The organism is Pleomorphomonas sp. PLEO (assembly GCF_041320595.1).
In the GTDB taxonomy this organism is placed as follows: Bacteria; Pseudomonadota; Alphaproteobacteria; order Rhizobiales; family Pleomorphomonadaceae; genus Pleomorphomonas.
The window spans coordinates 4525413-4540520 of the sequence record NZ_CP166625.1 but is presented as its reverse complement, the minus strand read 5'-3'; the positions used below and the strand labels follow the sequence as shown (position 1 = coordinate 4540520).

Genomic DNA, 15108 nt, shown 5'->3' with positions numbered 1-15108 from the left:
CCAAACGAGCGCATCTGGCTGGTAACGTTATGGGCGGTCGGCCTGCCCGGCCCCTGCCTCTTTGTGCTGTTCGAGTTCCTGTCTGTGCAATTCTTCGTCGACAGTCATGAGGAGCATGACGAGCATCGACGCACCAAGCGCTTTCGCCGCCGCTATGAGGCGTGGCAATTCGTGGCGGAGTGTCAAAGCCTTTTCTTCCATCACCGTCCCCGCAAGGCTACTGAAAGCGGCAGTCAATTGCCGTCGGTGTATTCTGCTACAACTTATGCTCGTCCCGGAAGCCAGAAAAAAGGGTACCAAGCCCGCGCTTGACTGCCAGATGCTGGATTTCGTCGGGCGAAAGGTACTGCTCTCCGAACCAAGGGTACTTTTCCTGGTCGAAGGACGATTTGATCCAGTCGATGGCTTGGCGCATATGTCGAAACTCGACAACGCTTGGATGATAGCAGAGCCAGATGTCCCGCTTCAGCGAAAACTCCCGGGCGACGTGATGCAGCTTGTGCGTCACCAGCTGGGCATAGGTTGGTAGCGCCGTTACCCCCGCCCCATGGGTTGCCGCCAGCACCTGCGCCGAAGCGGTGTTGACCCGCAGTGCGACGAAGCTGCGGCTATCGTCGTCGGGCAATTCCTCCTTGAGTGCCCCGCTCTGGATCTGCGGGGCATTGATCTCGATGAAGCGATGCCGGGGAACGTCCTGCGACGTTTCGATCATGCCGTGGCGGGATATGTAGTCGGCCGAGGCGAACAGGACGACGTGAAGCCAACCGAGGCGAACGACTTTCAGCCCCTCATCGGCCGGCCGCTCTAGCTGCACTGCGATGTCCACCTCTAAACCCGATACGTCGGGTACGCGCATCTCGTTGCGGAAGTCGACCTGTATGCCGGGAGCTCGTTCAAACAGATCAACCAGCCGGGGAACCAGCCAGAACGCGCCGAGTCCCTCCGTCGCGCCTACCCGCACCGTCGCTCTGAGGCCGCGCTTGGACTTTGAGGATAGGCGTGCCAGGGCACGCGCTTGCTCCAGCATTGCCTGGGCCGTCTCTTCTACCTTACGCCCCTCTTCGGTGAGTTCGACTCCCTTGGCCGACCGAGTGAGCAGCACGGCATTGATCTTGTGTTCGAGCGCTTCGATTCGCCGGCGCAGGGCGTTGACCGACACGCCGCTCTCGATGGACGCCGCGCGGAAGCTGGAAAGGCGCGCAACCAGCAGGAATACGCGGACGTCATCCCAGTTGATGTCCAGCTCGGGTGCTCCGTCACCGTGTTCCATCTACCTCATCACCCTGCGTCAAAATCGGATGCACGGAACAGCTCCCGAACTGGTTAGGTTTAACTTCGAATGAAACGGGTCGTGATCATCAAAGACGAGGGGCAAGATGAATTCACATACTCGAAATTATGAACAATCATCCAAATTCGATCCGTCCCGCCATATTGATCGTATCGATTACTCCAAATATGGCCGCAACCTTTCCGTTTTCAGTCCCTCCAGCGAAATTATTGCAGATCTGATGAGAAAAGCGACCCCTGAAATTCAGGGTGTCGCCAGCCTTGATACGGTCATGCGCATTTATAGGCGCAATCCCGACACGATCCTGGCCATCGGCCGGGGGGCTTGGCGCGAACAGGCCGGTAACGGGCCGCTCGGCTTCGTGTGTCTCTTACCCCTCAACCAGGACGGGCTTGATGCTCTGTTCGATGGTCGCATGGACACGGGTGCCCCCGAGGACCGCTTCATCGCACGCCAGTGGGAAAGGCCTGCCGCCATCTATTTCTGGGGCATCTATATCTCCCCAGCGATCGCCGGCGGTATTTCGCTCATCATGGAGCGTCTGACATCGGACAAGTTCCGCGGCTTGCCGGTGTTCTGCAAGGCGGCCAATGACAAGGCGCGCTGTCTGTTCGAGAGCATTGGCTTTACGATGGGTGCCCGACACGGCGGCATCTATGCACAGGGTATCATGACTTGCCGACGTCTGACGGATGAGGAGCGGCGTAGCGAGTTCGATCACCCGCCCGCCCCCTATGATACCTGGCGTCCCAATACCTCTGGATTATCCGGACGGTCGGATACCATTGGCATCACCGTCGTCCACGACGTCAACCAGCTCTTGATGGTCCACGCGATCCGGGCGGCGACCTACCTCGCCGAACAGTCCATTCCGTTCGCTGAAGACGTCGACGGCAATGATCTCACGGCGACGCACTTGCTCGGCTTCGTGGGCGACGAGCCCGCCGGTTGCCTGCGCATTCGCTACTTCGCCGGCTTCGTCAAACTGGAACGGCTGGCCGTGTTGCCGCGCTTTCGCAAGAGCCGGATGGCTCTGAAGCTGGTGAAAGCCGGCATCGAACTCTGCCGCACCAAGGGCTACACCCGATTCTACGGCCAGACCGCGGCGAGTGTTGCTCCCATCTGGCGGCACTTCGGCTTCGTTCTGCGCCAAGGCGACGGCATCAACTATCTGACGAACGAAACCTATTACGAGGCCGATCTTGTCGTGCCGCCGGCTGAGGATGCGCTTTCACCGGATTCCGGTGCGGTTGTGCTCGTCCGCCCGGAGGGACAGTGGGACCGGCCCGGCATCCTGGAAAGAGTATCGGGTGATCAATGAGCGCTGATATCGACGACCCCATGATGGGGGAACAGACTTACGCTGGCGATGTTCATCGTCCAATGGACATCCGTGCGATGATGACAATGATCGACTATCTGATGCCACAGGCGAGGGAGGTCAGCGTTTCCGCGGCGCTTCTGCTCGGCTTGGCCAGCGCCGAGCTGTCCGGGCTACTGGCGCTTCAGATGGATTCAGACGTCGTCAATCTCGAAGAGCGCCGACGCCGTCATTAAGCAGTCCGTCGCGCACCGTTCAGCTGTCCTGACCGGTGCGTGACATGGAGACGACCAGGTCGAGCAAATGCCGACGCACGGCCGGATCGTTGATACCGAGGAAAGCGCTATTGAGTTTAATGCCTTCCGAGCTTCTCACAAACTGATCGAATTCGTTGGTCACCGCGATCATCTCGCCGTTCGGCCCGCGTGCCTCAAGAGCTTCGAACACGGCGGTTTCGAAAAAGTAGCTTACCGGTACGCCAAGGTAGTTGGCAATTTCCAACAGACGCCCGGCCCCGACGCGTGTAGCCCCTTTTTCGTATTTCTGGACCTGCTGGAAGGTGACGCCGAGTACCGTCCCGAGCTTTTCCTGGGAGATACCCAAGATCATGCGCCGCATGCGGATTCGAGTCCCGACATGAACGTCCGCGGGGTTCGGTATTTTCTTTTTAACGGCGTTAGGCTCCATTCATGGACTCCCTATCAGCATCCGCGATCGAGGGCCGATTTCTGATTCCAACGTCTATCATTCGCATGTGAGACCCGCCATGGCGCGAATAGTCGCCAATGTTCTTTTAATCGGAACGGCGGCAACCGCAATGGTGAGTAAATACAACTTAATCACGCGGTTACTAAGGTCTTCGCGCAGTTGTTGAAAATCACGGCGCCATCCCGAGAAGAATTAGCTCTGTCTGACGAGCATCATCGACCGAAGCACTCGGCCCATAAACGAAATGCGCCGAAACGGCGCATTTCATATCATGTCAGGTTTTAGCGGGAATTGAGGCGATCAGCTAAGCGAGGACAACAATTCCTCGATTTCGATGCTTGCAAAGCCCACTGCGCTATCGGCGATACCGTAGGGTATGAAGAGCCGCCCGGCATGGGCCAACGCGCCGCAGGTATAAACGACGTTGGGCACGTAGCCTTCGCGTTCGGCATCCGATGGCGACAGGAGCGGCACGCGCGAACGCCCAATGACGCGGGTTGGCTCTTCCCTGTCGAGGAGGAAGGCGCCGATGGCATATTTGCGCATCGGACCAACACCATGGGTCAGCACGAGCCAGCCCTCGTCGAGTTCGATCGGTGATCCGCAATTGCCAATCTGAATGAGCTCCCAGGGGTAAACTGGTCCGGCGATACGCTCGCCTTCTTCCCAATGGAAGAGATCATCGGAGCGGATCAGGAACAGGTTTTCGTTATCCTGCCTGCCCAGCATGGCATAGCTGCCGCCGATCTTGCGCGGAAACAGGGCCATGCCCTTGTTGCGGGCCGCCGGCCCCGACAAGGGCCGTAGTTCGAAGCGGCGGAAGTCTCGGGTCATCAACATTTCCGACGCGATCGATGTGCCGCTGAACGCCGTGTAGGTGCCGTACCAAAGACGTCCCTCGTCAGGGTCGTCGAAATAGACGAGTCGCAGATCTTCAAGACCGTTACGCTGCGCCGACGTGGCTGGCAGCAACACCGTCTCGTCGAGTGGCCCTTCACCGTCACGAACAAGCCAGACATGGCCCTCTTCGCCGATCTCTGGCCGGGAAGCGACGGTCAAATGGCTCTCCTCGGCTAGCCGTAGTTCGCCCTGGTCGGACAGCACACCTTCGCGGAAGGTGATTGAAGAGATATGGCCCTCGCCGACAGCTCTGAGCGAAAGCAGAAAACGGATTTCACCGGGCTCGAGACCAGATTGGTCCGGATGAGGGACGACGCTGGGGTTCATCAGCGCCGCCGCCTGGAACGAGTATTCATGGCAGAAATAGGCGCCAATCAGCAAACGCTCGGCGTCCCGCAACGGTTCGACGAGGCCCATGTCGGCGGCGATACCCGCATAGCGCTCTTCAAAGAAGCGGCGGACTTCGCGATGACGATTTTCGAAGTCACCCAGAACGAGCGAAAGCTCTGATTGTACGGTGCGGTTGTCCATCGCCTGGACGGTTTCTATGACCCGCCGAACTCGCGCCTGCGAGGCTGGATTCAAACCCCGAGGCTCGGACGCAAGTTGAAAATTACGAACGACCACTCGACGAGCGTTGGGATAAAGCCGCTGAGGCAACAACTGCAACGTCATTGGCCAGCCCTCGCGACGACTATTTCCCGCGTCTCACCCTGGTTGAGCCGCTGGAGCTGCCGCATGGCACGGACAGAGAACTGGAAGGCGAGAATGGATTCCGCTCCCTGGTTGAGGTTGACGCGATCAACCTGCAAACCGTCGTAGCAGCCGCCGTTCGGTGTGGCGAGGCGCAAGCCGAGATCGTTGCGGCCGAGGAACCAGTCGAAAGCGGCTTCCGCATGACGCTGCCACTGGGAGTCGCCTGTGGCGTCGAAGGCGGTCGTGCAGGCCTCGATCATGGCCCAGGCATCGACCGGCTGCTGGTCGAAGGGGAGCGGGCGGTTATAGAGTTTGCCAAAGCTCTCCGTTCCCACGGGGCGGAAGTGGCCTTCCTTGCTGGTCTGAAGTTCGGCCAGCCACTCGAGCGCCGCCAAGCCATCGGCGATCATATCCTCATTTCCAAGATGCTGGCCGGCGCGGATCAGTGCCTCCGGTAGACGAGCATTGTCATAGGCGAGCACCGGCTCGAACCAAAGCCAGTCCGGCTTTCTCTGTTCTCGCAAGAGTTCGTGCAAACGCGCCGCGAACGTGTCGAGCAGCTGTCGGGCTGGGCGATGACCGGGATAGACTGCCAACCAGCTGAAGAGGCCCAGCGTCGCGAAGGCGGCCGCGCGCGGGCTACCGAGATGGGCGGTTGCCGGTATAACCTGCTCGGAAAGACCTGTTGCCCACAGTTTGAGCCCGTGATCATTGGTGCTCTCTACAACACGGCCCAGAGCCCATAGAGCCCGCCCGCGGCTGTCTTCCGAGCCGATGTCTTCCAGCCACTCGCGCCGGTAATTCATAAAGTTGCGGAAAGTAGAACGATCTTCGTCCCAGGCTGAATCCACGAAGGCGGCGCATGTATCGGCGATGCGAGCCGCGCGCTCGGTCTCGATCCCTTCCGATTTCAGTTCCACTGCCAGCATCATGGCGCGGGCGTTGTCGTCAAGGCAGTAGCCATGGCGTCGATCGGGAATGGTGGAACGGCTGTGTTGCAGCATGCCGCAACCGTCCATCATCCGATCGACAGCCGTGAGCGAGGAAGAGGCCGGAGCGCGGCGACCCGCCCTCAGGGTGCTGATCGGCGTCGGTGCGCGCGTTCCCCCTCGGGCCTCGGCGAACACGTCGAGATAGGCACGCCCAACCACCGGCCAGATCGTCTGCCGACCTGCGTCATAGGCGCGACTACGCAGACGATCGCGGCGAGCGCCGTCGGTGAGGAGATCACTGATCGTCGAAGCCAATGCTCCTGGATCGCCAAACGGGACCAGAGCGCCACGGTCGTCGGCCAGCAGCTCGCGAGCATGCCAGTAAGGCGTGGAAACCACCGCCTTGCCGAGGCCAACCGCATAGGACAACGTACCCGAGGTGATCTGCGCCTCGTTCAGATAGGGAGTGACGTAGATGTCCGCCGCTGAAAGCCATGCTTGCAGGATGGGCGCATCGACATATTCGTTGACGAACATCAGGTGATCGGTGACGCCGAGCGCGTCCGCGCGTTCCTGTAAATGCTCGCGGTAAGACTCGCCATCACGGGCGACCAGATGGGGATGCGTCGCGCCGAGCACGACGTAGACGAGGTCGGGGTGCGCGCGGGAGAGGGCAGGCAAGGCATCGATCATGTTCTCGATGCCCTTGTTGGGCGAAAGAAGACCGAAGGTCAGCGCCACCTTTCGGCCATCGAGACCGAAAATGTGTTTCTGGAATGCCGGGTCGAGGAAGGGAACGTCCGGAATTCCATGCGGAATGACTGCGATCTTCTCTGCCGGGAAATTCCATTCACGCGTCAAGATCGTGCGGCCCATCTCCGTCATCACCACCAGCCGAGCCGCATGCTCGGCAAGGCGCTCCATGACCCGCCGCTGGTCGGGAGTCGGATCGACGAGCACAGTGTGAAGCGTCAATACCACTGGCGCCCGCAGCCGTTCGGTGAGCTTCAAGAGATACTCACCCGCTTCGCCGCCGAAGATGCCAAATTCGTGCTGGATCGAAACGGCGTCGGGATTAAGCGCATTGATATGGTCCGCCGCCGCCGCGTAGTCGCCAGCTTCGTGCTGGTTGATCTCATAGCCGACCATGGACGGATAAGCATATGTCTGCCCCTCGTCCGTCACGGCTACCGTGCTGACCCGCAAATCATCGTTGGTTGAGACCAGAGCCTCGCGCAAATCGGCGGTAAACGTGGCGATACCACACTTGCGCGGTGGAAAGTTCCCGATCAGGGCCAGGTGTCTTACGGGGGTGATGAGATTTTCGCTGGTCATTGTCGGGGGCTCCGGAAATTTTCATCGCCATCCACCGGTGAGAGTGGGTCGGCGCGGAAATGGATGAAGAAGGATGAATCTAAGATCATGTCCTGTTCTGTTGCGTCTTGATCAGCATCGGCTCGGGATCCCAAACAGATGATGGTGAACGACGGCGTTTAAGTCATTGCAATCGCAAGAAGTAACGCGATCAGTCTTCCGTCGGGGGAAGAAAGAAATCGGCCTTCTGGCGACGCAGATCACGAGGTGCCCCGTGCCAAACACATCGATGTCTGGTCGGCTTCCCGCACTCCACGCATATGCTTTAAACTCGGCGGACCGCGTTTGGTTCCCGACGAAGGCGGTTTCTATTAAGGGGCTCGTGCTCGTACCGCCCAGTAGGTCACGCAAATCCATGGAGCGTGAGGCGGTGCAATATGGCCTATTCCGGCCTCATCTATGAACGGTATTGACCCATTTATTTCGTAATGAGAACAAATAAGTTCCTGCGAGGCTCAATACCTGTGGTGTTCCCAGGTGGCTGCTGGAGGCGGTCGAGCAATATTTTATTCTAGTGCCCCGTTACTCGCCTTGAAAACAGCGTGTGGCCAACATTTCGCAATGTCCTCTCACAAAATAACCTTTGGGAAACCGTCAGAGCCTAGAGTGCGGCGATATGAAATATTCATGTCGATATTTCTGTTAAACGACCTGTATGTTTCTCACTAAGGGAGCCGGGCTGTGCAGCGTGAAGATGCACCTGAACCGGAAATTCCGCTGGCATCGGCGGGAGGATGAGGGGCGACGCAGGCGTCGTCCGAGGGCGCGAGCGTCCGATGAGAGGAGGAGGGGAGATCATGAAGCGAAGGGAAGCGCTTGCCCGGCAGTCGATCACTAGAAAAATCAGTGCGAGTCTTGTTTTGCTGGCCTTGCTGGCGGCCGTCGTCGGCGGCGCGGGCGCCTTCGGCCTCAGCCGGTTGGGCATTGCTATCGATCTGACCTCCCGCTCGGCGGCGGCCGTTGCCGATGTCGGTGCGGCGGGTGACGCGGTCAATCGCTTCATTCTGACGCGCGAGCCGGACGCAGCCAACAAGGCGGGCGAACTGCTCGACCAGGTGAACGCGGACATTGCCGGCCTTGGGGCAGCGGACGATCCGACTCTGACGCCGGTGACCGCCGCGATCGGAGCTTTCCGTCAGTCGATTGATGAACTCGTCAAGGCATCCGCCGACATCGCGACGGCCTGGGGCAGCGTCGACAAATCCGTTACCGCCCTGCAGTGGGTCGCGCACAAGCTGCAATCCGACGCCAAGATGAAGTCGCAGGAAATGGAACAGCTCGCTGCAACCGAGCAGGCGAAAGTGCGCGAGGCCTCGGAATTCCTTGCGCTCGCCTATCAAGGGCAAGTTCTAGCCGTCAAAGCCAGGACGTCGCTGGTCCAATATGTCGCAAGCCGCGACAATGCCGATATTACAGCCGCCAAGGCTGCCATCGATCAGGCAAAAACCGCGATCGGCAGTATCTATAACTTTGCCAGCTCGGACGCCATCGACGATCAGATGCGCCTTGCTTCCAAACCGATCAACGAGCTCGCCAAACTCATGGCGAAGATGACGACCACGACCGATGCCACTGAGATCGAAGGGCTGCGGCTACAGGTCGATGGCGGCATCGATTCCTTCGTCAAGGGTACCGACGCGATCGTCGCCGCCGCGCGCGACCTCGGCAAGGCGTCGGAGACGGCTGCCCAGCAGGCCGGCGACAACAAGACCAAGGCCAACACCACCTTTGATCAAGGCATCTCCCTTGGCTACACGGCCGACGGCCTCACCATACAAACGGCCGGCTACAAGCTGGACCCGACCTCCGACAATGAATCCAACGTTGAAGCCATGCTTGGCACCGCGATCGAGACCGGCAAATCGATTGCCGCGAGTGGGCTTGCCGACCCTTCCGCTGATATCCAGGGTTTCGGCAATGCTTTCTCAGATCTGGTGAAGGGTACCAAGGCATTCGCCGCTGCGCGGGAGGCATCGGTCCAGCACTCGGCCGCCGCGGTGGCAGCCATCCGGTCGGTCAGCGACCAACACGCTGCTTCGGCTGTTCAGAGCAGAACGTCGTCCTATGCTCTGATGGCGCTGATTACCGCCGCGACGCTTCTGCTGGCTCTCGCCGTCAGCATCGGCATGTCTAGGCTCGTGTCGCGACCCATCGTCTCGCTTACCAAAGCCATGGCGCGTCTTGCGACGGGCGACACCGATGTCGATCTCGAAGCTACCCGCCGGCGGGATGAGATTGGCGATATGCTCAGGGCCGTTCAGGTTTTCCGAGACAATGCCATTGAGCGCCATCGTCTCGCTTCGGAAGCGGAGGTCGAACAGGAAAGACGCGCTTCCCGGCAGGAGGCAATCGAAGGGCTCATCCAGGATTTCCGCAAGGAGATCGCCGCCATGCTGACTTCCGTCTCCGGTAACGCCGACCAGATGGAAGAGACGGCGCGGGCGCTTGCATCGATCGCCGAGCAGGCAAGTTCACGCGCCACCAGCGCCGCCGAGGCGTCGGAGGATGCGTCGGTTGGCGTGCAGACCGTGGCCGCGGCCGCCGAGGAACTGTCCGCCTCCATCGCCGAGATTGCGCGCCAGACCGAAAATGCGACTCAGGTGGCCCGCCGAGCCTCCGAGGAGGCCCGGCGCACCGATGCGACCATCATGAGTCTTGCCGAAGCCGCCGAGCGGATCGGTAACGTGATAACGCTGATCAAGGCGATCGCCGAGCAGACCAATCTTCTGGCGCTCAACGCCACCATCGAAGCCGCCCGCGCCGGCGAGGCGGGCAAGGGCTTTGCCGTGGTTGCCTCCGAGGTGAAGAATCTGGCCGGTCAGACGGCTAAGGCGACCGAGGAGATCGCCACCCAGATCGCCGCCATCCAGGTGTCGACCTCGGAAGCGGTCGCGGCCATCCGCTCGATTTCCGACATCATGGTCGACGTCGATCGCACCACAATGATCATCTCGAGCGCTGTCACCGAACAGGGAACAGCGACGTCGGAGATCTCGAGCAATGCTCAGCGGGCCGCGGCCGGTACCCGCGCGGCGACCGAGGAAACGGAAGCGTTGACCCACGTGGTCGGCGAAACATCGCAATCCGCCTCGGCCGTTTCGGCTGCGTCCAATGACATGAACGAGCAGGCTGGTCGCCTGCGGTCGGCGGTGGAGAGCTTCATAAACCGGGTCATGGCGGCCTGAGAGGAGAGCGGCCGGCGCTGGCCGCTAACCATCTCTAGACCGGTATCCGATGAGACCAAAGAGCCTGAAAGCCGAGTCCAGTTGACTCGGCTTTCGTCTTTGTGCGTCCGGGAGGCGAGCGGCGCATCGGGACGGTTGCAACGCTGTGGCGTCCCCCTGGAGCGTTGGATACATATAAAAAAAGCCGGCCCGCGAGGGGCCGGCCAGCGCCGGAGGAGAGGCGCTTGTAAGGGCGCAGCGGATGGAGGGAGCCGCCACGCCTGATTGATTAGCTGCGGGTCAGCGTACCGTCCCAGGTGCTGACCGCCTTCTTGGCGTCTTCCTCGGAGAACCACACCGAGGTGACCGACTTGGTTTCGGTGAAGAAGGCCACGCCATCCTTGCCGAGCGTATGCAGGTCGCCGAAGAACGACTGCTTGTGGCCCGAGAACGGGAAGATGGAGAAGGGCACGGGGATGCCGACGTTGATGCCCACCATGCCGCCATCGGTGCGGCGCGCGAACTCGCGAGCGTAGCGGCCGGACGTCGTGTAGATGCACGAGCCGTTGGCGAAGCGGTTGGCGTTCATGATCGCCAAGCCTTCTTCGAAATCCTTGACGCGCTTGATCGATGTCACCGGTCCGAAGATCTCCTCGTCACCGACGTAGTTGCCCGGGCCGACGTGGTCGAGGATGGTCGGGCCGACGAAATAGCCGCCCTCATAGCCGGGCACCTTGGCGCCGCGTCCGTCCAGTACCAGCGTCGCGCCTTCGTCAATACCGCGCTGGATGGCCTTTTCGATCGACTCCTTCTGGCCCTCGGAAATGACCGGGCCGAGCTGCGATCCAGCGACATAGGCCGGGCCAAGCTTGAGCTCCTGGGCGATCTTCTTGAACAGCGCCACGAATTCGTCGGCGATGCTCTCCTGGACGCAGACGACGGGCAATGCCATGCAACGCTGGCCGGCGCAGCCATAGGTCGAGTTGATGATGCCACGCACCGTGCGCTCAAGCACGCAATCCTCGAGGACGAGGGCATGGTTCTTGGCTTCGGTGAGGGCCTGGACGCGCTTTCCGTTGGCGGCGGCGGTCTTGTAGATGTGCAGGCCGACCGAGGTCGAGCCGACGAAAGCGACGCCCTTGATGGCCGGATTGACCAACAGGCTGTCGGCTTCGACGCGTGAGCAGGTGACCAGGTTCACGACGCCCTTGGGCAGTCCGGCTTCGATCAACAGTTCCAGCATGCGGCTCGCCGTCTGCGGCACCATCGAGGCGGCCTTCAGCACCACCGTATTGCCGGTGGTGATGGCGAACGGGATCATCCATCCCATCGGAATCATGGCCGGGAAGTTATAGGGCGCGATCGCTGCGAAAACGCCGAGCGGCTCGCGGAAAGACACCGTGTCGTAGCCGGTCGACACATTCATGCAGGTATCGCCCTGCATCAGATAATGCGTCGAACAGGCACATTCGACTACTTCGATCGCCTTGAGCACGTCCCCCTTGGCTTCCGCCAGTATCTTGCCGTTCTCGGTGGCGAGCAGCTCGGTCAGTTCATCAAGATGGGCGTCGAGCAGCTGCTTGAAGCGGAACATCAACTGGATGCGGGTGGGGATCGGCGTATCGCGCCAGGCCGGGAAGGCGCGGGCAGCGGCGGCCACGGCGGAGTCCACTTCGTCCTGCGTGCAGCAGGGCGCCTCGGCGATCTGCTTGCCCGTCGAGGGGTCCATCACCGGCATGTACTTGGTGGTCTTCGATACCCGCCACTCATTGTCCACGAGGTACCTGAGACGTTCGATCTTGCCAAACTGATGCTTCAGGATTTCCATATTCATGATCTTCTCCGTAGTACTTGTCTCAGGATTTCGATCGCCTTCGAGGCCAAGGGCTTGGGGCGACAACAATTCTTTCTCACCGAGGGGCGGTAGACCTTCACACGCCTTCAGCGCGCGGCAGTCGGCGCGCCAAGACCGGTGAACAACCACTCATGCGCCGGCTCGTTGTGGAACTTCCAAATCCGCTTCGGCCCGGCCATGACGTTGAGGTAATAGTTGTCGTAGCCGTGGATGGTGGCAACGGGGTGATAACCCCTGGGCACCATGACCACGTCGCCATCCTCAAGCAGCACCACCTCGTCGAGGCTGCGGTCGTCGGTGTAGACGCGCTGGAAGCCATAGCCCTGCGGCGGATTGAAGCGGTGGTAATAGGTCTCCTCAAGATGGCTTTCCGCCGGAACGTCATCCTGGTCGTGCTTGTGCGGCGGGTAGCTCGAGGTATTGCCACCCGGCGTGATCACCTCGACGACCAGCAGCGAATGGGCGGAGCCGTCATTCTCAGGCATGATGTTGGTCACGAGCCGGGTGTTGGACCCCTTGCCACGGGTGATCTGCGGATGCGTGCCGGGGGGAATGAGCTTTGCCGGGAAACCGGCGGCGCCAGGCGCCGAGCAGACGGCGATCTCGGCGTCTGTGGTCGCCGTCAACTCATAACGGCCGCCAGGCGGAATGAAGGCGGCCCAGGGCGCGCCATCGAACGGGCTCATACGCTCGCCGATCTCGCCCTGGTCCTTGCCGTCGATCGAAAGTCGGATCTTACCCGAAACGAGCACGAGGCAGACTTCAAGTTTGCCGGTCTCCGCCTTGATAGCCTTCCCGGGCTCAAGGCGATGGAGAGCAAACCCCACATAAGACCAGCCGGCGCTTTGCGGTGTGACCTCACTGACCAAGCCATGGTCGGCCTTGGGCCGGACCCGGAGATGAGAGTTAGGCATGGAATCCTCCTTCTCGGCGCTGCGCTCAGTCGAAGACGCGCTGGAGCTTCTTGGCGACTTCGTAGGCCTCGCGCGCACCGGCGACTTGCGTGCGCGGTGACGTCTCGGGCACCGCCACGTCCCACCAGTGGCCACCGGCGTCGGTGGTGATCAGCGGATCGGTATCGATGACGACGACAGTGGTGCGATCGGCCGTCTTGGCCTTGGCGAGTTCCGCTTCCAGCTCGGAGATCGACGATACCTTGACGGCGATGGCGCCCATGCTCTCGGCGTGAGCGCGGAAGTCGATCCGCGGCTGCTCCTGCATGACGCAGTCCTGCCAGAGATTGTTGAAGTTGGCACCGCCGGTGGCCATCTGCAGCCGGTTGATGCAGCCGAAGCCGTGGTTGTCGAGCAGCACGACCGTCAGCTTCTGGCCGAGGCTGACCGAAGTGGCGAGCTCGGAATTCATCATCATGTAGGAGCCATCGCCGACCATGACGATGACCTCTTTCTTGGGATAGGCCATTTTGACGCCGATGCCGCCGGCGATTTCATAGCCCATGCAGGAGAAGCCGTATTCCATGTGATAGCTGCCGGGCACCGTCGGCACCCACAGCTTGTCCAGCTCGCCGGGCAGGCCGCCGGCGGCGCAGACGACAACCGAATCCGGGCCTCCGAGCGTCCGTGCCACGGCGCCGATCACCTGGGCATCGGATGGCTTCTCGAGGTTGGTCGGCGCCAGCGCCTTGCCGGCTGCTTCGAGCCACTTGGTCTTTTCCTTGGCGGCGCGTTCGGCGACACGCGGCGCCTTCCAATCGCCGAGGCCCTTCGAAAGCAGCTCCAGCCCGACCTTCGCGTCGGCCACCAGCGGTGCCGCGTTGTGCTTGGTGGTGTCGTAGCTGGCGACGTTGAGGGCGACGATCTTGAGTTCGCCGCTCTTGAACAGCGCCCACGAGCCGGTGGTGAAGTCCTGGAAGCGGGTGCCGATGGCCAAGACCACGTCGGCATCGGCGGCAAGCGCATTGGCAGCGGAGGTGCCGGTGACGCCGACGGCACCGAGCGCCAACTCGTGCGTCTCGTCGATCGACGACTTGCCCGCCTGCGTGACGGCGACGGGGATATGATGCTTCTCGGCGAAGGCGACAAGCCCGGCCGTCGCCTCCGAATAGAGCACGCCGCCGCCGGCGATGATCATCGGGTTTTTCGCCGACTTGAGGAGACCGATGGCCGTCGCCAGCTCGTTCTCATCTGGCCGGACGCGGCGTGGCGCCCAGACTTTCTCCTCGAACATGCTCTCCGGCCAGTCATAGGCTTCAGCCTGTACGTCCTGGCACATGGCAAGGGTTACCGGGCCACATTCGACGGGATCGGTCAGAACATGCATGGTCCGCTGCAGGGCGAGGATCAACTGCTCGGGCCGCTGGATGCGGTCGAAATAGCGGGAAACAGGACGGAAGCAGTCGTTGGCCGACACGGTGCCGTCCTGGAAATCCTCAACTTGCTGCAGCACCGGGTCGGGCATGCGGTTGGCGAACACGTCGCCTGGCAGGAGGAGAAGAGGCAGGCGATTGACGTGGGCGACGGCCGCTGCCGTCACCATATTGAGCGCGCCGGGGCCGATCGACGTCGTGCAGGCCATGAAGCGGCGGCGGAAGGCCGCCTTGGCGAAGGCGATCGCCGCATGGGCCATCGCTTGCTCGTTATGGGCACGGAGCGTCGGAAACGTGTCGCGAACCTGATAGAGCGCCTCGCCGAGGCCGGCCACATTGCCGTGGCCGAAGATCGCCCAGCAACCGGCGAAGATCGGCAGCTTCTCCCCGCCGATGATGGTCTTCTGATTGACGAGGAAACGCACCGTTGCCTGCGCTACCGTCAGCCGTACTGTCTTACCTGCCATGTCTTCCTCCCGAAATGGGCGCCGTCGTCGTTGCGGCAGCCCCTTCTCGATTGTCTTCTTAATTGCAGTGCCGA

General features: G+C 61.2%; 11 protein-coding genes. 3 read left to right on the top strand and 8 right to left on the bottom strand.

Features of this window, described 5'->3' with window-relative positions; translation table 11 throughout:
- Positions 1-27: 27 nt before the first annotated feature.
- Together AB6N07_RS21060 and AB6N07_RS21055 are read right to left on the bottom strand one after the other, a co-directional pair.
- Positions 28-201 carry a hypothetical protein gene (locus AB6N07_RS21060; RefSeq protein ID WP_370675010.1) on the bottom strand — a complete coding sequence of 58 codons (174 nt, stop codon included), beginning with the start codon at positions 199-201 and terminating at the stop codon, positions 28-30.
- A gap of 55 nt (positions 202-256) precedes the next feature.
- On the bottom strand, positions 257-1270 hold the full coding sequence (locus tag AB6N07_RS21055; protein WP_370675009.1) for a LysR family transcriptional regulator: 1014 nt from the start codon (positions 1268-1270) through the stop codon (positions 257-259).
- Positions 1271-1562: 292 nt separating this feature from the next.
- Here AB6N07_RS21055 and AB6N07_RS21050 point away from each other — a divergent pair, with 292 nt between their 5' ends.
- Positions 1563-2612 (top strand): GNAT family N-acetyltransferase, encoded by a 1050-nt coding sequence (locus tag AB6N07_RS21050; protein ID WP_370675008.1) that lies wholly within the window; start codon positions 1563-1565, stop codon positions 2610-2612.
- Positions 2609-2848, top strand: a complete 240-nt coding sequence (locus tag AB6N07_RS21045; RefSeq protein WP_370675007.1) for a hypothetical protein — start codon at positions 2609-2611, stop codon at positions 2846-2848. Before AB6N07_RS21050 ends, AB6N07_RS21045 begins: the two co-directional genes overlap by 4 nt.
- Before the next feature lie 19 nt (positions 2849-2867).
- Here the strand turns inward: AB6N07_RS21045 and AB6N07_RS21040 are convergent, their stop codons facing one another.
- The 3 genes from AB6N07_RS21040 to AB6N07_RS21030 form a co-directional block, all read right to left on the bottom strand.
- Entirely contained in the window at positions 2868-3299 is a 432-nt protein-coding gene (locus AB6N07_RS21040) for a helix-turn-helix domain-containing protein (protein WP_370675006.1), read from the bottom strand.
- Positions 3300-3620: 321 nt separating this feature from the next.
- Positions 3621-4751 carry a glycoside hydrolase family 130 protein gene (locus AB6N07_RS21035; protein ID WP_370675005.1) on the bottom strand — a complete coding sequence of 377 codons (1131 nt, stop codon included), beginning with the start codon at positions 4749-4751 and terminating at the stop codon, positions 3621-3623.
- A gap of 140 nt (positions 4752-4891) precedes the next feature.
- Positions 4892-7183, bottom strand: coding sequence for a glycosyltransferase (locus AB6N07_RS21030; protein ID WP_370675004.1), 2292 nt, complete (start codon positions 7181-7183; stop codon positions 4892-4894).
- 836 nt (positions 7184-8019) lie between these two features.
- Between AB6N07_RS21030 and AB6N07_RS21025 the strand changes: the two genes are divergently transcribed.
- Positions 8020-10407, top strand: coding sequence for a methyl-accepting chemotaxis protein (locus AB6N07_RS21025; protein WP_370675003.1), 2388 nt, complete (start codon positions 8020-8022; stop codon positions 10405-10407).
- A gap of 268 nt (positions 10408-10675) precedes the next feature.
- Here AB6N07_RS21025 and AB6N07_RS21020 read toward each other — a convergent pair whose 3' ends face one another.
- The 3 genes from AB6N07_RS21020 to iolD form a co-directional block, all read right to left on the bottom strand.
- Positions 10676-12220: a CoA-acylating methylmalonate-semialdehyde dehydrogenase gene (locus AB6N07_RS21020; RefSeq protein ID WP_370675002.1), complete on the bottom strand. Its 1545-nt coding sequence runs from the start codon at positions 12218-12220 to the stop codon at positions 10676-10678.
- A 107-nt stretch (positions 12221-12327) separates the two neighbouring features.
- The gene (gene iolB, locus AB6N07_RS21015; RefSeq protein WP_370675001.1) at positions 12328-13155 is read right to left on the bottom strand and encodes a 5-deoxy-glucuronate isomerase; all 828 of its coding nucleotides are present in this window, start codon (positions 13153-13155) and stop codon (positions 12328-12330) included.
- A gap of 25 nt (positions 13156-13180) precedes the next feature.
- Complete coding sequence (gene iolD / locus AB6N07_RS21010; RefSeq protein ID WP_370675000.1) at positions 13181-15034, bottom strand: 3D-(3,5/4)-trihydroxycyclohexane-1,2-dione acylhydrolase (decyclizing); 1854 nt, start codon at positions 15032-15034, stop codon at positions 13181-13183.
- Positions 15035-15108 lie beyond the last annotated feature (74 nt).